24 protein-coding genes are annotated in these 20278 nt (G+C 59.8%); 13 read left to right on the top strand and 11 right to left on the bottom strand.

The genetic code is table 11. The features are described 5' to 3' along the window. Window positions 1-29 precede the first annotated feature (29 nt). The 3 genes from ABIF91_RS28975 (at window position 30) to ABIF91_RS28965 (ending at window position 3035) form a co-directional block, all read left to right on the top strand. On the top strand, window positions 30-485 hold the full coding sequence (locus tag ABIF91_RS28975; RefSeq protein ID WP_035718806.1) for a DUF2141 domain-containing protein: 456 nt from the start codon (window positions 30-32) through the stop codon (window positions 483-485). A gap of 591 nt (window positions 486-1076) precedes the next feature. Then, window positions 1077-1586, top strand: a complete 510-nt coding sequence (locus ABIF91_RS28970; RefSeq protein ID WP_035718808.1) for a hypothetical protein — start codon at window positions 1077-1079, stop codon at window positions 1584-1586. 18 nt (window positions 1587-1604) lie between these two features. After that, window positions 1605-3035, top strand: coding sequence for a pyridoxal phosphate-dependent decarboxylase family protein (locus tag ABIF91_RS28965; protein WP_424579532.1), 1431 nt, complete (start codon window positions 1605-1607; stop codon window positions 3033-3035). Between the two features lie 388 nt (window positions 3036-3423). Here ABIF91_RS28965 and ABIF91_RS28960 read toward each other — a convergent pair whose 3' ends face one another. From ABIF91_RS28960 to ABIF91_RS28945, 4 genes are all read right to left on the bottom strand, one after another. Next, window positions 3424-4299, bottom strand: a complete 876-nt coding sequence (locus ABIF91_RS28960) for a DUF3313 domain-containing protein (protein WP_424579531.1) — start codon at window positions 4297-4299, stop codon at window positions 3424-3426. 6 nt (window positions 4300-4305) lie between these two features. Then, window positions 4306-5463, bottom strand: coding sequence for an alpha/beta hydrolase family protein (locus tag ABIF91_RS28955; RefSeq protein WP_245285553.1), 1158 nt, complete (start codon window positions 5461-5463; stop codon window positions 4306-4308). Between the two features lie 320 nt (window positions 5464-5783). Continuing rightward, window positions 5784-6335, bottom strand: a complete 552-nt coding sequence (locus ABIF91_RS28950) for a Bug family tripartite tricarboxylate transporter substrate binding protein (protein WP_080660071.1) — start codon at window positions 6333-6335, stop codon at window positions 5784-5786. Window positions 6336-6387: 52 nt separating this feature from the next. After that, complete coding sequence (locus ABIF91_RS28945; RefSeq protein ID WP_028181735.1) at window positions 6388-6888, bottom strand: lipocalin-like domain-containing protein; 501 nt, start codon at window positions 6886-6888, stop codon at window positions 6388-6390. A gap of 35 nt (window positions 6889-6923) precedes the next feature. Between ABIF91_RS28945 and ABIF91_RS28940 the strand changes: the two genes are divergently transcribed. From ABIF91_RS28940 to ABIF91_RS28920, 5 genes are all read left to right on the top strand, one after another. Continuing rightward, on the top strand, window positions 6924-7382 hold the full coding sequence (locus tag ABIF91_RS28940; RefSeq protein ID WP_424579828.1) for a BON domain-containing protein: 459 nt from the start codon (window positions 6924-6926) through the stop codon (window positions 7380-7382). A gap of 54 nt (window positions 7383-7436) precedes the next feature. After that, window positions 7437-8566 (top strand): IS3-like element ISRj2 family transposase gene (locus tag ABIF91_RS28935; protein WP_424579073.1). Its coding sequence is split into 2 segments (ribosomal slippage): window positions 7437-7689 and window positions 7689-8566, totalling 1131 coding nucleotides; the frame shifts between segments, so codons are not numbered across the junction. A gap of 107 nt (window positions 8567-8673) precedes the next feature. Then, a complete protein-coding gene (locus ABIF91_RS28930) occupies window positions 8674-8766 on the top strand; it encodes a BA14K family protein (protein WP_424579827.1) in 93 nt (30 codons plus the stop codon). Between the two features lie 191 nt (window positions 8767-8957). Beyond that, window positions 8958-9209 (top strand): hypothetical protein, encoded by a 252-nt coding sequence (locus ABIF91_RS28925; RefSeq protein ID WP_028181498.1) that lies wholly within the window; start codon window positions 8958-8960, stop codon window positions 9207-9209. 717 nt (window positions 9210-9926) lie between these two features. Continuing rightward, window positions 9927-10127, top strand: coding sequence for a CsbD family protein (locus ABIF91_RS28920; RefSeq protein ID WP_028181499.1), 201 nt, complete (start codon window positions 9927-9929; stop codon window positions 10125-10127). A gap of 88 nt (window positions 10128-10215) precedes the next feature. On the opposite strand, the gene ABIF91_RS28915 is transcribed toward ABIF91_RS28920, so the two are convergent. Both ABIF91_RS28915 and ABIF91_RS28910 read right to left on the bottom strand, forming a co-directional pair. Continuing rightward, a complete protein-coding gene (locus tag ABIF91_RS28915; protein WP_028181500.1) occupies window positions 10216-10590 on the bottom strand; it encodes a response regulator in 375 nt (124 codons plus the stop codon). Continuing rightward, window positions 10583-11635, bottom strand: a complete 1053-nt coding sequence (locus ABIF91_RS28910; RefSeq protein ID WP_028181501.1) for an HWE histidine kinase domain-containing protein — start codon at window positions 11633-11635, stop codon at window positions 10583-10585. Before ABIF91_RS28910 ends, ABIF91_RS28915 begins: the two co-directional genes overlap by 8 nt. A gap of 199 nt (window positions 11636-11834) precedes the next feature. On the opposite strand from ABIF91_RS28910, the gene ABIF91_RS28905 reads away from it, so the two are divergent. The 5 genes from ABIF91_RS28905 (at window position 11835) to ABIF91_RS28885 (ending at window position 15641) form a co-directional block, all read left to right on the top strand. Beyond that, on the top strand, window positions 11835-13787 hold the full coding sequence (locus ABIF91_RS28905) for an ABC transporter ATP-binding protein/permease (RefSeq protein WP_050995044.1): 1953 nt from the start codon (window positions 11835-11837) through the stop codon (window positions 13785-13787). Window positions 13788-13953: 166 nt separating this feature from the next. Next, window positions 13954-14118: a DUF3309 family protein gene (locus ABIF91_RS28900; protein WP_080584230.1), complete on the top strand. Its 165-nt coding sequence runs from the start codon at window positions 13954-13956 to the stop codon at window positions 14116-14118. A gap of 119 nt (window positions 14119-14237) precedes the next feature. Continuing rightward, window positions 14238-14435: a hypothetical protein gene (locus ABIF91_RS28895; RefSeq protein ID WP_424579530.1), complete on the top strand. Its 198-nt coding sequence runs from the start codon at window positions 14238-14240 to the stop codon at window positions 14433-14435. A 119-nt stretch (window positions 14436-14554) separates the two neighbouring features. Beyond that, complete coding sequence (locus ABIF91_RS28890; RefSeq protein WP_080660040.1) at window positions 14555-14719, top strand: DUF3309 family protein; 165 nt, start codon at window positions 14555-14557, stop codon at window positions 14717-14719. 280 nt (window positions 14720-14999) lie between these two features. Next, the gene (locus ABIF91_RS28885) at window positions 15000-15641 is read left to right on the top strand and encodes an exopolysaccharide biosynthesis protein (RefSeq protein WP_424579529.1); all 642 of its coding nucleotides are present in this window, start codon (window positions 15000-15002) and stop codon (window positions 15639-15641) included. Between the two features lie 257 nt (window positions 15642-15898). Here ABIF91_RS28885 and groL read toward each other — a convergent pair whose 3' ends face one another. The 5 genes from groL to ABIF91_RS28860 all read right to left on the bottom strand — a co-directional run bounded on the left by groL (window position 15899) and on the right by ABIF91_RS28860 (window position 20185). Further along, window positions 15899-17539 carry a chaperonin GroEL gene (gene groL / locus ABIF91_RS28880; protein WP_035694381.1) on the bottom strand — a complete coding sequence of 547 codons (1641 nt, stop codon included), beginning with the start codon at window positions 17537-17539 and terminating at the stop codon, window positions 15899-15901. A gap of 133 nt (window positions 17540-17672) precedes the next feature. Next, on the bottom strand, window positions 17673-17990 hold the full coding sequence (locus ABIF91_RS28875; protein ID WP_028181505.1) for a co-chaperone GroES: 318 nt from the start codon (window positions 17988-17990) through the stop codon (window positions 17673-17675). Window positions 17991-18159: 169 nt separating this feature from the next. Then, window positions 18160-18408, bottom strand: coding sequence for a hypothetical protein (locus ABIF91_RS28870; RefSeq protein ID WP_051393996.1), 249 nt, complete (start codon window positions 18406-18408; stop codon window positions 18160-18162). Beyond that, window positions 18408-19676: an IS256 family transposase gene (locus ABIF91_RS28865; protein WP_424579528.1), complete on the bottom strand. Its 1269-nt coding sequence runs from the start codon at window positions 19674-19676 to the stop codon at window positions 18408-18410. Before ABIF91_RS28865 ends, ABIF91_RS28870 begins: the two co-directional genes overlap by 1 nt. A 356-nt stretch (window positions 19677-20032) precedes the next feature. Beyond that, a complete protein-coding gene (locus tag ABIF91_RS28860; RefSeq protein WP_157783699.1) occupies window positions 20033-20185 on the bottom strand; it encodes a hypothetical protein in 153 nt (50 codons plus the stop codon). Window positions 20186-20278 lie beyond the last annotated feature (93 nt).

The following is a 20278-nucleotide window of genomic DNA, read 5'->3' as shown; positions in this document are numbered from 1 at the left end:
AAGAAAGAGTCATGAGGAGAACAAATCGGATGCAGCTTCCTTCATCGGGCTGGCGTCGCTCTACCATTCGTCTCGCTTTGACTGCTGCTGCGCTCTTCGGGCTTGTGCCCGTCGCGGCCGCGCTCGATGTAACCGTGACAAGGCTGAAGACTACCGAGGGGGACATCGTCGTCTGCCTTTGGCGTTCGACGGACGAAGGCTTCCCCAGATGCGCCGAGGGGCGGCCCTTCAAGAAGGCTACTGCGCCAGCGTCCAGTGCACGAGTGTCCTTCCCCAATCTGCCCGCAGGACAGTACGCAGTCTCGATGTTTCACGATCCGAAACGAATGGGCAAACCTGAAACGAACCTGTTGGGAATCCCGACATCGGGAATAGGTATAGCGAATAATCCAAAGATGAGTCTGACAAACAGACCCACCTTCGAAAAGGGGAAAGTCGAGATCCCCGAAGTGAAGTCGATCGAAATCGAAGCACAGTATCCGTGAAGCCCAAATCGGCAGCCTAAAGCGCTTCGAGTTGCAAGCACTATGCCGGGCCGGCTTCATTCGCCGGCCCCCAATACGGACGAACACGACTCCGCCCAACTGCCTCCTCCGTCTCGTAACCATCGTTGCGCAAATTTTGCGCACGGGACGTCTTGCCTTGCGGGCGAAGCGAGGTCTCCACAGGACGAAGATGCCGCTGGCAGGCGCGCGTCCTCATGGCCGGGGCCACGAAATCGCCCAAATAATATTACACCAAGTGCGAAATAAGTTACGCTTGGTGCGAGACTTCTGAAATGACTGCCCTTGAGGCATCCCGACCGTCGTCCGCGGGGACGAACAAGGAATCATCAAATGACATGTGACACGCCGGATGGGACGGATATCACTGTTCCGCAACGAGAGCGGGAGCGAGATGCGAATCGACCATTTGCCGGCGGCGCGTCCGCAAGCCATAGCAATGGCCCCGATCATCTTGGACCCCGTCCGCGCGTGTGGCCGATCGAGGCGCCCATAAGTCGTGGAAGGATCGTTCGACATCGAACGCGCGAACTGCTCGATCGATCCCGTGGCTCCTACCGGCCGGCCAAGGAGTTGAAGCCCATCCAGCCCTCCGATCCCGCGAAACACGAAGAAATCCACGCTGCTCCGATTTCCTCTGGTTTCGCCGCACACGTTGTGAAGGCACTCCGATCACCAATTCTCACGAATGTCGGGATCGCTGCTCTCCTGTATGTGATCTCATTCCATCCCTATTTCGATCTGGCCGGCATCGTTTCGGGCAGCCTCGTTTGCCCCGGCGCGAAGGCGATACTGGTGGCGACGGTGGATTTCCTGCAGGAAGAGGTGACGCCCACGATACAAGCGTTCCTCTCGGGTCGACTGATGAGGTGGATCGGTCTTACTTTGCTGTTCGCCTTTTTTCCCGCATTCAGCGTGCTTCGGACCGGGACGATGGCGAGGATTCGCGCGCTGGCCACGTCTGCGGCATCCCAGGTTCGGCGCCTCAGGCTATCGCGCCGGCACATCCCGTCACTGCAATATGCGGAGCCATCCGAGATACGCTCTCCCTTAGTTTGGAATGCCCGTCCGACCACGAAGTGAACAACCAAAGAGGCCTAAATGACGCCCGAGGAATTCCGACGACGAGGTCACGAGATCATCGACTGGCTGGCGGACTATCACGCAAAGATGTCCAACTATCCGGTCCAGCCTGCGACACAGCCGGGTGACGTCAAAGCGATCCTTCCTGCCTCCCCGCCGGTAGAAGCTGAGGGATTCGATGAGATCATCGCTGATCTTGATTCAGTCGTTCTCCCCAACATCTCGCATTGGCAACACCCGCGGTTCTTCGGCTACTTTCCCTCCAATTCACTTGGGTCCGGTATCCTTGGCGACCTGGTGAGCAGCGGACTTGGGGTGCTGGGCCTGTCCTGGCAGTCGTCGCCCGCGGTGACGGAGATCGAGGAGGTCACGGTCGACTGGTTCAGGCAGATGGTTGGCTTGTCTTCCGCCTGGTTCGGCGTGATCAACGACACTGCGTCGACAAGCACCTTGGTCGCTCTGCTATGCGCCCGGGAAAAGACGACAGGCTTTTCGCTCGTTCGCCAGGGCCTGCAAGCGGAACTCAAGCCGTTGACGATCTACACATCGGCAAGCGCTCATTCTTCCGTCGAAAAAGCGGCGCTGCTGGCGGGGTTCGGCCGTGAGAATGTCCGCATGGTCGATATCGACGCCAGTTTCGCGATGCGTCCAGGGGCGCTCGAAGATGCAATCCTTGCGGACATCCACGCTGGGTTCAAGCCATGCGCGATCGTCGCCGCAGTGGGCGGGACCGCTACCGTGTCCATTGATCCAGTCTCCGAGATCGCTGCCATAGCGCGGAGGCATGGTTTGTGGCTCCACATCGACGCTGCCATGGCCGGGAATGCGATGCTCTTGCCCGAGCTACGGTGGATGTGGGAAGGGGTCGAGGATGCGGACAGTGTCGTGATCAATGCGCACAAGTGGCTCGGCGTCCCTTTTGATTGCTCGCTCTATTTCGTTCGGGACGAGCCTCACCTTCTCAGGGTGATGTCTGCCGATCCGAGCTTCCTCCAATCTCAGGCCGACGAGAAGGTGCGCAATCTGCGTAACACCGGCATTCCGCTCGGACGGAGATTCAGGGCGTTGAAACTGTGGTTCGCCATACGGGAACAGGGCGTTTCCGGGTTGCAGGCGAGGTTGCGGCGAGACATTAGCCTAGCCCAGGATCTTCGGTCGAAGGTCGAAGCAACACCAGATTGGGAAGTCGTCGCCCCCGTCGTTCTGCAAACCGTATGCATTGTGAATCGCCCGAAGTCTGTGCCTTTCCATCGTCTCGATGACTTCACGCGCGCATGGGCGCACGCGGTGAACGCCTCAGGCCAAGCCTATGTCACGCCCGCTACCGCGGCCGGGCATTGGATGGTCCGCGTCTCGATCGGCACGATATCCACCGAGACGAGCGACATAGAGGCGGTGTGGTGCACGATCCAGGAAGCGGCTGCCGCGATCGTCCCAGAATTTTCGTGAATCGCCAACGTAAGACTGGCGATGGTATCGTCTTCCGAGCAAATGAGCGTTTGATGCATCATCGGATCAACGCTCTGATAGAAAGCTTCAGAGGTGGCCGTCGCCTCCGCACTTTTCCCGATATCATCACGGGTGAACCTGTGCATCTACCTCACGCGCTTCATGCGCGGCACCGTAACGATGCTTGCGCGGACCGCGGCGGCGGCAGGTTCTGGCCGGCGAGAGCGTTGAGGCGCGGGGTATGAGGCGCTCGGCCTCCGGGAGATCGATCCGCACTGGATAACATTCTGCCCGGTTGCGCGCCCGGATCGACTTCATACCCGACGCTCGCCGGCGCCCGGCATGCGCGTCAACATCGCCCATGTCGGGGATCCGCGCTTCGCCGACTTCATGTCGCAGGCGAACGTTCGCTGACCGGTGGCGCGGCAGTCGGAGACGATGGAGACACCGCGCCCTGGTCTGTCCAACTTGGAGGAGCTCCAAGTCCCTGGCCGATGAATCCAGCAAGTCCCGGAGCTCTTCCGAACACTTCGCACGCCGATTGCTTCGGCGCACCGCCCAGGGACGTGTGCAGGCTCTCGAGCGACGGCAGCGCTGGAAGGGTTCCGAAAGGCGTACTCCCCGTGACCAATAATCGACTGAAGTCGGCGGCAAATGCCGTGGAGAGGTCGTATGCATCGCCATCAGGCGATACGCGGGGAGAACTTTTGAAAGAATTCGCCCCCCGGCCCCACACCATTGCCGCCTTCTGCTTCCGTCTTCTGTCCCTCGTCTCACCTTCGACCGACAGGCTGCCAAGTCCCAACGGAATCCGCGGAACTGGTACTGGCACGCCAGGCAGGAGTACGGCTTTCGCAACCCGCGCGACACCCGAGGCGCCTGCCGCTGCAGAATCGGTCGCCGCCGCATGCGTGATGACGGCCTGAACGGTCAGGTCTGCCTGATCCGCCGGACCGACAATCTGGAATCTATCGCTCAATCCGAAGCACAGAGCACGGTCAATGGCGTTGCCGATGATCCTGCGCTGATCCGGCGAGAAGGAGACCTCCGCGGCCGCTTTGGACGAAAATCGAGTTTCTACCAGCCGCACGGTCTTGGCGCCGAGAACGTCCTCCTTGTCGACGCGAACGATCGACTTCGTCAAAACGCCGTCGGATGGCTTCAGATCATCATAACTGGCAAGTGAACCCGCCCTGTTCAGGGGCGCAGTCGCGCACCCGGCGGTCAGCAGACATAAAGTCGCTATAAGCAGGAACCGCTGCATCGGAGTTCATCGACGCGATGCAGATGCCGACCAGTCGATTTCTGCCGCCGCCCGACGTCCCCCGTCCCGAAGAGGAGCATAACTCTTCCGTTGCTCATCGGTCATAGCACGGCCTTTCTCGGCCGGTGGCGCGGGCACGTTATCTTGCAAATCAGCCCGTGCGGACGCGCCTGAGATCAGCATTGCGTTCCGAATGGTAGGCTGCGCGAGAATATCCTGCCAGTCGGAGCTCCATTGCGCCAAACTCCTGGAATCCCCGGCGAACGCATAGTCAAGGAATGCGAGAGTTAATTCTCCGGTGGCTTCCTTGACCTTCGGATTCAATCCTGGCCCCCCAGTCAGAGCGCGGTCCGTAAATATACTATGGGATCCGCCCCGGAACATGACCAGCAGCTTACGCCGATTGGCGATCGCGTCGAATATTGCGACTCGATCGCGTGCACTCGAATAGAAGCCAGGAATTCTGATGACGTCTTGTGTAGCCGTCACGTGAAGCGTCGGCACCGCGATGTTGGCGAGCACGCTCGACAAGTCGCTCTCCCCATAGAAAGGTGGGGCTGAAATCACGATCGCCGCCTTGAAGCGTCGGTCGCGGAAATCGAGCCAACGACCATCCCGAATGACCCGGGCACCGACCGTCAACAACGCGGTGTTCGCACCATAAGAATGTCCGGCTACGACGATGCGTCGCATGTCGATGAATCGCGCGTAGGGACCGGTTGCAAATAACAGCATCTGGTCGAGCGCAAAACGGAGATCTCCGACACGCGCCGCGGCTTCATCATCCCGGGTCGCTGCTTGCAGCCGCCCCACGAGCTCGAAGGGATTTCCACGCCAGAGAGAAGCATCGCTCCCGATATGCTGGACATGCAAACTCGCAATGCCGTGCGCGGCCCACCGGGCAGCGAGGTAGGTGTAACCGTTTCGTGAACCGCCCATCCCGTGCGAGAAGACGATCAGTGGCACCCTTCCCGGCGATACCTCGGTCGGCCAATACAAGCGAGCAGGAATTTCGCGACTACGAGACGTATCCCTCCAATCGAAGTCGATCGCACGAAACGCCGTATGCTCCTGTTGCACCTGAGCATTCTGCGCATGCGCGCCTTCAGGCAGTGCCATCGCGACGGCACATGCCAATGCCATAGCAGCGAGCCAGCTTCTCATGACCATTACTTCCGCCACTTCCCCGCACCCGGCATTTACAGCACTGTGCCGAAGCCAATTGGGTAACAGCCGGGGTTCTCCGTGTCAACAAAACTACACCGGGTGCATTATTTTGACGCAGGCCACGCGGCATTTCAGTAACGTGCGCGTGACTATCCGACAGGTCACGCCATCTCTCGTCTTGCTCGAGGCTGTCTGTGACGCATTACGTCGCTCACATCGTGCCCGGCGCTCCAGATGCCGCGTCAGACCGGAGAGCTTCCATCTCCGCCTCGAGCCTCCATTCAGACGAGAGCGCCGAGATCGAAAGCGATGCAATTTCAGTCCAGACTGATGTTGCTTTCCTTGGCGATCTTTCTGAAGCTCGCCATATCCGATGACGTCTGCTGAGTCACTTGTTCGGCAGGACGATACTGCGCCACCAGCCCGATCTCTTCCAGCTGCGCTCGCCCCTCGCTGTCTTGCATCACGGCTTGCAAGGCACCTGTAAGTTTCTCGACGATGGCGGAAGAAGTACCCGCCGGCACATAAACAGCGTGCCACCAAGACGTCTCGTATCCTGCTACGCCGGCTTCAGCCACTGTTGGAAGATCAGGGAAGCGGGGATCTCGACGCTTTCCCGTCGTGGCGAAGGCTCGAAGTTGTCCTTCGTCCACAAACGATTTGACTTCCGTTTGAGAGGTACAGCTCACGACGTTGGCGACAACCGCCTGGATACCTGGGGCATTGCCGCGAAACGGGATGTGCCGGATCTTGATGCGCTCCCCAAAACGGAGACAGTGGTGCCGAGGACCGGACCCATGAGGCGGTTGGACATAGGAGACACCGTTGATCCCGTACCTGGATATTGGAGGCCGAAAAGCCCGACCCATCGCCTATTCCCCGCATTGGCTTGCGGGAAACTAGAGTGGGGGGACGCGCTCTCTAGCGCACCCGCTCCCAAGTGATGACGACCTTGGTGCCCTCCGGCCGCTGAAAGTTCTCGATGATACGGTCTCCGCTTACATCGAGCTTCAGATCCTTTCGCGTGCGCTCGCTACCCACCCAGTTTGGAAATGTCGAGCCTTCAACGCGATTGCCGCTGAAGACTCCGTTTTCATCGACGGTATACGTGCCGAAGAACCCGATGCTACCCGCCATCGCGGCCCGGTTCTCTTCGTCAGTGCCGCCACCTCGCGCGTTCGAAGCAAACTTCGGAATCGACGCGTCGGTCAGCACTTCGATGAAGTGCATGTCTTCGGTGAAGACCAAAAGGCTGTTTGGCTTCTGCCCGTAGGCCGGGACATTCCGGCCATCCGGATCGAGTTGAGCTGAAACCATACGCCAGGTGCCGAGAACCTGATTGAGCGGTCGTGCTTCGGCAGTACCGACAGCGAGTGCAAATGAGGCCGCGAAGACGCGGGCTGCAAGTCCGAGGCTTTTCATGTACGCTCCATCTTTCATAGGTCGTTGGTCATTTCATCGTCGCTCTACAGCCATGGGCTCATACGTTCAATGTGAACGCGACCGTGCAGAACGGCGTGCTCGACATCAGGGGTTTTGCGCCATCGCTCGCCGAACGCACGGCCATTCGCGTTGCCGCCGAGGCGATACCCGGCGTTGTGGCCGTGAATGATCACCTGCTGGAAACTCGAGCCTTCGTCTATCAACCCGCATCCCGGCATGTCACCATAACGAACGAGGTATCCATGGCCCACTTCACGGTCCGCTTCCTCAAGAACGTTATCGGCGACCAGGGAAAATCCTGCGAAATCTGTCAGTGCATCGTCGATGTCGATGCACGTCATGCAGCCGAGCCGACCTTACTGGCTCAACAGCAATTCTGCGAGTTTCGGGAGATGGGAGACTGGTCGCTGCACGCCGATCGCATCGACGTGCAGCCGGCAGAGCTGGCCCCGCAAATTCGGACAGTAGCTTGAGTGGATTTTCTGCCTGACAGCGGCGAGGATTCTTGCTGCGAATCAGGAGCGAAGATGACGAAGAAGAGCCGCCGGACGCATTCTCCGGCATTCAAGGCGAAGGTTGCTTTGGCTGCGGTCAAAGGCGACAAGACACTGGCGGAGCTGGCGCAACTGTTTGATGTTCATCCGAACCAGATCACGATCTGGAAAAACCAGCTCCTGGAAGGCGCCGCCGGCGTGTTTGGGCATGACAAGACATCGGCCGAGACGCCGGTCGATTTGAAGGCGTTACATGCCAAGATCGGCGAGCTGGCGTTGGAAAACGATTTTTTGTCCGGCGCGCTCACCAAGACGGGCCTGCTGAGCGCAAAGCGATGATCGACCGCGATCATGATCTTTCTATCGTGCGCCAGGCGAAGGTCCTGAAGCTGGCTCGCAGCACGGTCTACTATGAACCTCGGCCAGTTTCGGCCGAGGACCTTGCCTTGATGCGTCGGCTCGATGAGCTGCATCTCGATTATCCCTTCGCGGGAGCGCGTATGCTGCGATCGTTGCTGCGGCGGGAGGGCGTATACGCCGGTCGCCGCCACATCGCGACGCTGATGAAGCGCATGGGGATCGAGGCGGTCTATCGTCGCCCGAACACGAGCAAGCCGGCTCCGGGTCACAAGATCTACCCGTACCTGTTGCGCGGATTGAAGATCGAGCGGCCCGACCATGCGTGGGCAATGGACATCACCTACATTCCGATGCGGCGTGGCTTCGTCTATCTCGCGGCGGTCGTCGATGTGTTCAGCCGACGGGTCCTGGCCCATCGCGTCTCGATCACAATGGAGGCGGCCTTCTGCGTCGAAGCGGTCCAGGAGGCGTTGGCGAAGCACGGCAGGCCCGAGATTTTCAACACGGATCAGGGCAGCCAGTTCACCAGCCTCGAGTTCACCGATGTGCTGCTGGACGCGAAGATCGCCATCAGCATGGACGGCAAGGGCGCCTGGCGCGACAACGTGTTTGTCGAGCGGCTCTGGCGCACGGTCAAATACGAAGAAGTATATCTCCGCGCCTACGACAGCGTGTCCGAGGCGCGAGCGTCAATTGCCAAGTATCTGGCCTTCTACAATCAGGGACGCCCTCACTCGAGCCTTGACGGGCGCACGCCCGACGAGGCTTACTTCGGCACGCAAGCTATGGTGATGGCCGCATGACCGTCGCCGACGGTTTTGTCGTCGCTCTGGTCGGGCTACGCCCTCCCGACGCAACGACAAAACCGTAAAGCCCCGCGTTCAGCATAACCCGGCAGGAATCCACTTAAATCCAGCGGGGCGCTGTCCAAACAACCGGGGCCAGCTCTCCGTATTCCGGCACCTATCTCGGCTACGACGGCCTAAGGCATCCTTGCCCGTGAGGGGGCAACCTAAAGTCTCGGCAGTTTGATATAAGTGACCATCTAATCAGGCTGCCTGACAGGCGTTCGCAATTGTCAATGATCCACATCAACTGACACGCAAAAAACAAATCCGCCATAACTGGAACGCCTGCCCGCCGTTTCTATTCGTTCATTGTCCAGTTCCGGACGAACAAGAATTGGTGGATTCCATGAAAAGCACCCTATTGGCGACGGCCGCAGTCCTCGCGCTTGCTTCGCCGTTATTCGCGGCTGAGACGGGCAAGACCGTTGGACAATCGCCCTCATCTTTTTACCTGGCTCAGGATAGCGCGACCATGAAATGCCAGATCGTCGAGAGCCAGCCTGCGACCGGCAGCAACATGAAGGTTGTCGGCGCCGCCCACACGACAAAGGCTTCCGCAGAAGCGGCTTTGAAAGCCGACAAGACTTGCGCCAAGTGATCGATCAAGTCGCGGCGCGAGTACGGCGGCGGGTCTATTGCCTCGCTGGAAGCATGAGACTTTAGACCTACCACGTGACCTTCAGAGCACTCTGCGTTGGGGCTCTGGGTCAGCAGTTGCAACAAGGGCCAACCATCAGGCAGGCCAGCGACACGCAAAGCCACTTGCCGCTTGAGATACTCCAAGTTCGAGAGGATATAGCGATGAACAGGCAGACCAGAACATGCGCGATTGGCGCCGCGCTCTTCGGCGCCGCGATGCTCGGCTCGGTACTCCCTTCGGGGGCAGCTCCGATCTCGCCGAGCGCGCCTCTTCTGACAGAAGGGACGTCCTCGACCGGAGTGACGGAGGTCCGCTATCGACGCTATTACCGCGGTCGCGTCTATCGGCCTGCTCCCGGGGCGGCAATTGGTCTTGGAATTCTTGGTGCCGCGGCCGGAGCCGCCGCCTATGGGGCCTACGGCCCCCGCTACTACGGTCCGGGTTACGCGCCGGGCTACGCACCAGGTTACTATGGCGGTCCCTACCCGTATCGCCGCCAATACTACGCCCCGTACTAAGGCCAACTTTGACGCCGTCTGGCGCGGCAGGTTCCGGCGCAGGCCCGCGCCACTGAACGCGCTCTCAAGCGGCGGTCGGTCGAAAAAAGATTAGCGCTGCGGTTCAGCGAACGCGATGACGCGGCAGCGTATTCAATCTGAAATTGGGAGATACACCATGGACTGGAATCAAATTGAAGGAAACTGGAAGGAGCTCCGAGGCAAGGTGAAGGAGCAATGGGGCAAACTTACCGACGACGATCTCACCGCGATCAACGGCAAACGCGACCAGCTCGAGGGCCGGCTTCAGCAGCGATATGGCTTTGCAAAGGATCAGGTTCGCAAGGACATCGATAGTTGGTTTTCTTCCCTCAAATAGGGTGCCAACCGAGGCCCGGGGGCTCCTGGGTCCCCGGGCCGCAGGCGTCGTGATGAAGACCTAATGCTCATCTATTTCGGCGGCACCATCACTTGATCGGCGTGAGCTTAAGGCGGGTGAGCGTCGCCACCAGATCCTCGAACTTGAAGGGCTTCTTCAGCACAACCCTGTCGGGGTTGCTGTCACTGACGCCTTGACCGGTGTTGCCGGTGGAATAGGCGAACGGAATTCCGCGCGCAAAGAGCGCTTCCGCCACCGGATAGCTATCCTCGCCGTTAAGGTTCATGTCGAGCAGCGCAAAGTCGACGATTTGCGCATCGATCAGCGCGAGCGCCTTATCGACCGTCGCGGCCGAAGTCACCGACTTGCAGCCGAGGGCGGCAAGCATGTCTTCAATCATCATGACAATCAGCATCTCATCCTCGACCACGAGGGCTCGCCGGCCGCAAAGCAACTTATCCACCAGGGGCACCTCTTGGTAACGGGATATCGATCGTGCAGATAAGGCCGTTCGGCCGATAGTCCAGTTGCACCGCACCTTCCAGCTCATGAGCGAGGCCGCGCTCAAGCACCCGCGAGCCAAATCCCTCATGTGCCGGCGGCGTGACAGGAGGACCATCTCTCTCGTTCCAGCTCAGCAAGAGCCGCTTTCCGTCCGGTGTCGTCTCCACCGTCCACGAGATCTGAATTGATCCGACCGCGTTGGACAACGCACCGTATTTCACGGCATTGGTCGCAAGTTCGTTGAACGCGATACCAAGGGCCAAAGCTGATTTAGGTGGAAAGCGGATGTTCTCCCCCGTGATCACGATGCGATCCGCCCGTCCGCCGGAGACCCCGAATGGTTCCAGCGCATCGTGAGCGATATCGAGCAGGCCGGCACTTTCCCATTTCTCGCGGGTCAGCAGGTCGTGCGACCGGGAGAGCGCGGACAACCGGGATTCGATGGACTGTCGAATCTGCTCGGGATCGGTCGTCGTTCGCAACGTTTGCCAGACGATCGATTGCACCGTGGAAAGGGTATTCTTGACGCGATGGTTCAGCTCGTCGATCAGCATCCTGGATCGAGCTTCATCCTCCTTGAGCTTGGTGAGATCAATCAGGGATGCAAAATGCTGAACGATGTCGCCGTCTTCATCGCGTACCGGACTGACGAAGAGCGCGGCCCAGAATTCGCTGCCATCCTTGCGGCGGCAGAACATTTCAGCGCCGTTGGACGAACCCTCGAACTCGGCCTTGGCTCGCGCCAAGGCCTCGGCATCCGAACCGCTGGCCATCAGGAAGTTGAAGTCTTTTCCGAGCACTTCCTCCCGGTCATACCCGGTCAGAGCGAGAAAACTGTCGTTGGCGAAGATGATCGGGTTGTCGGGTTTTGCCGCATCCGTGAACAGCATGGGCATTCGCGTCGTTTCAGCGGCGACGACAAACGGGCCGAGGTCTTTCCGAAAGCCCTCGACTGCGGCTTCGGCACCTTTCTGCCGGTCAGACTTTTCCGTTATCTCTGACATATCCCCGGTCGATCAATGCGCTTTGCAGGCCATGCCGTGATCGATGCTCTGCAGCTTCTTCCTGAAACACGCGCTTTTATGATAGCATAGTGATTATGCCGCCGGGGAAAGTCATTGCGGCGGGTCAAGATCCTGACCACCCGGGCCTGCTTGGCCAATGCAGTGATTCCGGCTGATAAAACAGGGGTGACGCGGACCTATGAAGGCTGACGTTGCATCGCCCGCGGCTCCCCAAGCCGTCCCCCCTCCGGCGGAGGAAATTCCGAAGCTGCCGCAGCCCGCGGATCCTCTGCTGCCGATCATGCCGGGCGCGGCCGCCAGACCTCCTCTCGCGGACGCGTTCATAAAAGCTGCGCCAGTCCACGATTTCAATCTTGCCCGGGATCTGGCCTTGTTCGCGCGCGTGCTTCGGCAGGCTGCAGGCGGGCGACGGGTGATGGCGATCTTCATCACCTCGACTGTCGTCACCATCGCTAATATGTACGGACAGGTCCAACTCAATGATTGGAACGGCCGGTTCTTCGACGCCGTCGGCCGCAAGGACCTGTCGGGCTTCGTTCATGATCTCCAGACGTTCGCCGTCATCATCGTCATTTTGTTGGCGCTCACGGTCGCAAACACCTATCTCCAGGAGCGCCTGAAGTTTCGACTGCGGGAGTGGATCACTCTTCACCTCCTGGCCGAGTGGCTCAAGCCGTTGCGCGTCTATCAGCTCGGCTTTGCTGGCGAGTATGGTCGCAACCCGGATCAGCGTATCCAGGAGGATACGCGCCTTTTGGGCGACTACACCGCCGACCTCGGCTGCGGCATCGTATATTCCTTGCTTCAGCTCATAGCTTTCGTCGGCATGCTCTGGACGCTCTCGGCGCAAGTCACGTTCCAGGTCGCTGGCTACGACATCGCCATTCCCGGCTACATGGTCTGGTGTGCGCTCGCTTATGCCTTGACCGGGTCCGCTCTGACCTGGATCGTGGGGCGACCGCTGATTGCCTTGAACGGTGAGCGATATGCGCGTGAGGCGGAATTCCGCTTTGCGCTTGTTCGCGTCAACGAATCCGGCGAGAGCATCGCACTTCATGGCGGTGAGAGCGACGAACGACGGCATCTCGAGGCCGCGCTCGCGGCCGTCGTGGACACGATGCGACGGATATCCTCCTCGCTTGCTCACCTGACCTGGATCACATCGGGCATTGGCTGGCTATCGCTGGTCGTTCCGATACTGGTAGCCGCACCGGCCTATTTCGGAGGCAATCTGACGCTGGGCGGCCTGATCATGGTGGCGGGTGCGTTCACCCAGGTGCAATTGGCGTTGCGATGGTTTGTCGATAATTTTTCCCGCCTCGCCGACTGGCGCGCCGCGGTTCATCGGGTCGCGGCGTTTCGCGAAGCGCTCGACAATCTTCCTGCGATCGAACAAGGCGCAGACGAAATCAAGCGCGCGGTGCACCCGAAGGGACATCTCGCTTTCGAAGCCGTGCGGATACTTTTGCCGGACGGGCATATCGTTATCGATGACGCGACGGCCAGCATCGCCCCTGGCGAGCGCGTCCTGATTGTCGGCGACACAGGACGAGGAAAATCGACACTCTTCCGTGCCGTAGCGGGCTTATGGCCATGGGGTTCCGGAACAATCCTCACGCCTCCACCCGACTCCATGGCATTCCTACCGCAGCGCCCCTATCTGCCGTTGGGCACGCTGCGCAACGCCCTGAGTTACCCGAGCCCGCCCGAAGCCTTCCTCGATGCTAATGTGCGACAGGCCCTGGAGCGGTGCGATCTCGGCGAGCTCATTTCCAAGCTCGATACGATCCAGCGCTGGGACAAGGAGCTTTCGCTTGGCGAACAGGAGCGCCTCGCCTTTGCGCGCCTGCTCCTTCACAAGCCGGGATGGGCCTTTCTTGACGAAGCGACAGCCGCGCTTGACGAAGACAGCCAGCGTCGCGTCATGGCTCTGTTCGATGATGAGCTGAAGCAGACCACCGTGCTGAGCATCGGTCACCGACCAGATCTTGCCGTCTATCACACACGCACGCTTCAGCTTGTTCACGGACGTGACGGCGATCGCCTCAAGCTCAAACCACCCCCTGCGCCACCTCCACCTCGGCGCTGGCTGCAACGGCTCGACGACTGGCTGCTGACTATCCGACCATAATGGGGGGGCCGTTTCAGCCTGCTCCACATCTTTGATTTGCATCAACAAGTCTCCGCCACCTCCGCTACAAGATGAGTTCCTGATTGGAAACCTGCTTTGAAATCGGCCGCTGAGCCATGCACGAGGCAGCGACGTCGCGATCCGAACCGCAAAAGGAGACTGTGCAATGTCAATTTGGACCATCATTCTGATCATCTTGGTGATCGCGCTGCTGGGCGGCTTCAGTGGGATCGGTGGCGGTCCGTTTTACGGTACTGGTTACTACGGCGGTGGCGGTCTCGGCCTCGTGATCGTTATCCTGCTGATCTTACTTCTGCTTGGCAAACTCTGACCAACCGGCGGCCCGCAAATAGGTGATGAGCCGGGCTGTAACGCCACTATTCCACTGGTTTGGCCTTGAGATTGCTTCTGGCGAGCCTGTTCGTGGCGCGGTGGAGTTCGTTGAACTGGATGGGCCAGACCAGCCATCAAGGCGAAGCACACAAATCGAGAGTTCGGACAATGTCGCGCAATATGCTCTACCTCGTCATCGGCGGGCTCGCTGTCGTCACGATGATACTAGGCTATCAATTCTACCTGGAGCGACAGAAGACCAGTGGCGTCGAGATCAGCATCGGCGACCGTGGAATCTCAATCGAAAAGAAGTAGCGGGACTCTTTCTCGGTGATGCCGCCGGCTATCGTCGCCGGAAGCTTGAAAATCGCGCACTCAATTTGGACTGCCAGTAGATCAACAACTTCCCAAGGTCTCGTCAAAGGAGTCGGACAATGTCGATCGGACTGATCCTGGTCATCATCCTCATCATTTTCCTGCTCGGGGGCTTCAGCGGCCGCTTTGGCGGCTACGGCTACGGCTTCGGTCACGGCGGCATGGGCGTGATCGGGATCATCCTGGTCATCCTCGTCGTATTGCTGCTGCTGGGTCGGCTCTGATCTGGTCAGGGGCCAGCTGCGTCGACCGCGCGGCGCTGTCCAGGAAGATCCTGTCACGAGCGTACAGAGTCCCAACAAGTGCCAACCTGGGCACGTGGCGACGGCTTTCCCGTCCGCCGTTACCTCGGGTGGAACTCGGCGGAAGAGCGCCGTTTATCTGATTCGATCTTTCTGAGCGGTCGCTAGGCCATGATCAGGCGAGCAAGGCATCCGCCATTGGTATTGCGGCCCGTTCAAAATAAGGGCTGCTCGAAAGAGGTAGCCGCCACTGGAGATCCGGATGCGCCAGTCGAAGCCGACGCAAGCCGCCGATGAAGAGGTGTTTGCGCCCGCGTCTGTCCTGCTGCAGCGCCTGCACGACGAGGCACCAGCCGATCATTTCACTCTGGGTTGGCTGATGGGCCGCCTCCATAAGCGCTCCTTCGGCCTCATCATGCTGCTGCTTGCTGTGGTCGCTATTGCACCGGGTGTCTCGATCGTGGCCGGGCTGCTGCTTATGATTCCCGCGTTCCAGATGATCGCCGGTCAGACCATGCCCGTGTTCCCACGCCGCATCGCTGTCCGTCCGTTGCCGACCCGGCACCTCGCCGCTCTGGTGCAGCGAGCTATTCCCGTGCTCCGGTATCTGGAGAAACTCATCCATCCGCGCTGGCCAATTCCGCTCGACGCGACGAACCGTGTCGTCGGCGCCGTCGTCGTGCTGCTGAACATCAGCCTGCTCTTCACGCCGGTCCCACTGAGCAACGTCGTGCCCGCGCTCGTCATCGCGCTGATCGCGCTGACCTATCTCGAAGAAGACGGGCTCCTGCTCTCGATAGCCCTGCTCATTGGCGGCGTCGTGCTGGCGGTCGAGCTGGCGGTCGAGCTGGCGGTTGTCTGGGAGACCGTCCTCGGCGCGAAATGGATCGTCGGGCTCTGGTGAACCACAATCGTGGCCAGCCCGGAGGATGCCTTTCCGCGTGCGTCCTGATTGGTTGGCATCAACTCTCACGCTCCCGCCGACAGCAATAAAGTGCTTGAATCCAAGATATCGCACAAGGCGCAGTCCTCGCGGGGATACATCGAACGATGAGTATCCTCACAATTTCCCGGCGGTCGCCTTCTTGCTGATCCTGCAAAAGAAGGGCCCGGCATCTCTACCGGGCCTTCTGTGATTACTGAGCTCCAACGGAGCGGGACCTAAAACTCCATGCCACCCATACCGCCACCTTGAGGCATGCCGCCACCGCCGGCGTTCTTCTTTGGTAATTCGGCCACCATGGCTTCGGTCGTGATCAGCAGCGCCGCAACAGAAGCCGCATTCTGAATCGCCACACGAACGACTTTGGTCGGGTCGATGATGCCCTTGGTGACCAGGTTGCCGTACTCGCCGGACTGGGAGTCAAAGCCGTAGCCATACTGATCCTTCTCCAGGATCTTGCCGACGATGACAGAGCCGTCCTCGCCGGCGTTGATCGCGATCTGGCGCGCCGGATAGGATAGCGCCTTGCGCACGATCTCGACGCCGGTCTTCTGGTCATCGTTCTTGGTGCGCAGCCCCTTGAGACGCTCGGAGGCACGCAGCAGGGCGACGCCACCGCCCGGGACGATGCCTTCCTCGACAGCCGCGCGGGTCGCATGCATCGCGTCATCAACGCGATCCTTGCGCTCCTTCACCTCGACCTCGGTCGCGCCGCCGACGCGGATCACCGCGACGCCGCCTGCGAGCTTGGCGAGACGCTCCTGGAGCTTCTCACGGTCGTAGTCCGAGGTGGTTTCCTCGATCTGCGCCTTGATCTGGGCCACGCGCGCCTCGATGTCGGCCTTCTTGCCGGCGCCGCTGACGATCGTGGTGTTCTCTTTGTCGATCATCACCTTCTTGGCGCGACCGAGCATGTTGAGCGTGACGTTCTCGAGCTTGATGCCGAGATCTTCCGAGATCGCCTGGCCACCGGTCAGGATCGCGATGTCCTGCAGCATGGCCTTGCGGCGATCGCCGAAGCCGGGCGCCTTGACGGCGGCGACCTTCAGGCCGCCGCGCAGACGGTTCACGACCAATGTCGCGAGCGCTTCGCCTTCGACGTCTTCCGCGATAATTAGAAGCGGCTTGCCACTCTGGACCACCGATTCCAGCAGCGGGAGCAATTCATTCAGCTGCGACAGCTTCTTTTCGTGGATGAGGACGTAGGCGTCTTCCATTTCGGCGCGCATTTTGTCGGCGTTGGTGACGAAGTACGGCGAGATGTAGCCGCGGTCGAACTGCATCCCTTCGACGACTTCGAGTTCGGTCTCGAGCGACTTGGCTTCTTCAACCGTGATGACGCCCTCATTGCCGACCTTCTTCATGGCGTCGGAGAGGAACTTGCCGATCTCCGCGTCGCCGTTGGCCGAAATGGTGCCGACCTGGGCGATCTCTTCGTTCGAGGTGACCTTCTTGGAGTTCTTCACGAGATCGGCGACCACGGCTTCCACCGCGAGGTCGATGCCGCGCTTGAGGTCCATCGGGTTCATGCCGGCGGCAACCGCCTTCGCACCTTCACGGACGATCGCAGCCGCGAGCACGGTCGCGGTGGTGGTGCCGTCGCCGGCCGCATCTGCCGACTTGGAGGCGACTTCTCGCACCATCTGCGCGCCCATATTCTCGAACTTGTCCTCAAGCTCAATTTCCTTGGCAACAGTGACGCCGTCCTTGGTGATCCGGGGGGCGCCGAACGACTTGTCGAGCACGACGTTGCGGCCCTTGGGACCGAGCGTGACCTTGACCGCATTGTTGAGAATTTCGACACCGCGCAGCATGCGGTCGCGGGCATCGACGCCGAACTTAACTTCTTTGGCCGACATAATGATCTCCGTTTTCAACTGTCAAATCCGAAAGACCGCACGACTCGGCGAGCTCTCTAGGGACGTGATTTCAACTTGCGGACCTTATCCTTCGAGATGCTGGCTGCTTAGGATAAGGAAAACAGACTGGCGCTTAGGCGATCTTCTGCTTGGCGGCGGGCAGCTCAGTGAGAACGCCCATAATGTCGCTTTCCTTCATGATCAGAAGGTCCTGACCATCAAGCTTGACCTCGGTGCCTGACCACTTGCCGAACAGAACGCGGTCGCCAACCTTGAGATCGATGGGAATCAGCTTGCCAGCATCGTCGCGGCCACCAGGACCGACCGCCGTGATTTCGCCCTGCGAGGGTTTTTCTTTGGCGCTGTCCGGAATGATGATTCCACCGGTGGTCTTCTCTTCGGCTTCGATACGCTTGACCACGACGCGGTCGTGAAGCGGACGGAGTTTCATGCTATCCTCCCATTTTCTGGTTGTTGTTGCTTTGGACGAAATGGCAATCGCGACCAACGAGCGCTAAACAGCACATATGCTACCGCAGGGGGAGGAACAAGACCGCCCTGAAACGATATTCGCTCAGAGCATCACGATTCAGCGGTGCCTGCCGAGATCGCGCGGCTCGTCACTCGTGAGGCGCGTCGGCATCAATGCGCTGCGCGTCAGCCAAATCGACCGGATTGATGGAAATCATCTCCATCGTTGAATTGCGCGGCGGCGCCGCCGGTACCATGATCATAGTGGCAACCCGGCGAAACGACGCGAACGACAATCCTTCGATCATCTCCTCATCGGTGATGACTTCGTAGGCACCCGGCACTCGGTAAGTTGCGCACAGAACAGAGCTATGCGGGATTTTGGGTGACGAGGCGATCAGGCGGCGTGGTTTTCCGGCACTTGGATGACCTCGATGCCGTTTTCGAATCTGACACCTGCGCTGACCTTCGGCAACTGATTTGTGCCTTTCAGCCGCCGCCAGGTCTTTGATGCGGCGCAGAGCAGCTTGAACACCATCAACTTGGCAGTCGTTGACGATAACGAACCTTTCGTGCGCACCGTTCTGTGCCGGACCGTCGCGAACACGCTTTCGATGGGATTCGTCGTCCGCAAGTGGTCCCAATGCTCGGCGGGGAATTCGTAGAACGCAAGCATTGCGTCGCGATCTTTCGTCAGGCACTCGACCGCCTTGTCGTACTTCGCTCCGTATTTCTCGGCAAAGACATCGATCGCCACTTCGGCCGAAGCTCGGTTGGACGCCAAATAGACCTCGCGCAGATCCTTCTTCATGCTGGCCTGTACCGACACTGCGACTTTGTTCAAGATATTCGCGGTTTTGTGCACCCAGCACCGCTGATGTCGCATGGCGGGAAAGACCTCGTCGAGCGCCTTCCAGAAGCCGAGCGCGCCGTCACCGACGGCGATTTCCGGGGCGATCTTCAGCCCTCGGGTTTTCGCCTCGACGAGCAGTTCGTGCCAGCTCTGCGTGCTCTCGCGCACGCCGACCTGGAAGCCGATGAGTTCCTTCTTGCCTTCCGGCGTCGCGCCGATCAGCACCAGCATGCATTCGCTGTGGTCTTCCATGCGAGCCTGCAGGAAGACGCCGTCCGCCCACACGTATACGTACCGGCGCGCCGACAGATCGCGCTTCTGCCAACGCTCGTACTCGAGCTGCCACTCCGTCGTCAGTCTGGAAACCACCGCCGGAGAAAGATTCGGCGCATCCTTGCCCAAGAGCGCCGCCAGCGCCTCCTGGAAGTCGCCCGTCGAGATGCCTCGCAGGTACAGAACCGGCAAAAGTGCATCCAAGCTCTTCGTGCGCCGTGCCCACAACGGCAGGATCGCCGAGGTGAAGCGGATCCGCTCGCCATCGCTGGTCACCGCGCGATCGCGAATCTTTACCCGGGCGACTTCGACGGCGCCGATCCCCGTCTGGATCGTCCGCACTGGACCATGGCCGTGTCGCACGAGGCGGTCGCGGCCATCGGGAAGCTTCAAGCCCTTCATCGCGGCGAGAAACGCCTCGGCTTCCATCTCGACAGCCTGCGCAAGCAGCTGCCGAGCTCCAGATCGCAAAATATTCGTCAGTGGATCGTCGATCTCATCGGGCTGACGCAGTGGGACAATGTTGCTATGCTCGTTCATGGCGTATCGCTCTCCTTGAGGTTCTGGCAGGCTCGACACCCGCCTCGATACGCCGCCTATCTCATTCCGTCATCACCCAGTTTCCCGCATAGCTCCACAGAACATGGAGCTCTGACCAATTGGCTTGGTCACCGGCCAAGCCGAATAGCTGTGAGCCAGTTGAAATCGAAGCCAAGTACTCTCGGCGAGGGGCAAGAAGGAGGCCGCCAGGCAGCATGACTTCAAAGTGTCGCGCGTCTTCGGCTTCTTTGGTCGCATTGGCCTCTCCGATCCGACCATCGAATCTTGCCCGGCGAACCAAGTTAATCCCACTCTGCAAAATTGCAGGCTTGGCCTAAACCCACGAGAAACTGCAACTACAATACCGCCGCTTCAGCCAAACCCGATTCCAGATCAGCCGAGGCCAGCGGATGGTTGGTCACGGCCATGCCGCGCCGGGCGGTCACCGGTGTCTTCTCGCAATCGAACAGCGTGCCGGCCCGTTGTCGCCAGGAGATCAGATTGGTCATTAGAGCTGGCCCCGGTTGTTTGGACAGCGCCCCGCTGGATTTAAGTGGATTCCTGCCGGGTTATGCTGAACGCGGGGCTTTACGGTTTTGTCG

This window comes from Bradyrhizobium sp. USDA 241 (genome assembly GCF_049739505.1).
Classification (GTDB): Bacteria; Pseudomonadota; Alphaproteobacteria; order Rhizobiales; family Xanthobacteraceae; genus Bradyrhizobium; species Bradyrhizobium liaoningense.
This window is presented reverse-complemented; position numbering and strand designations above follow the sequence as displayed.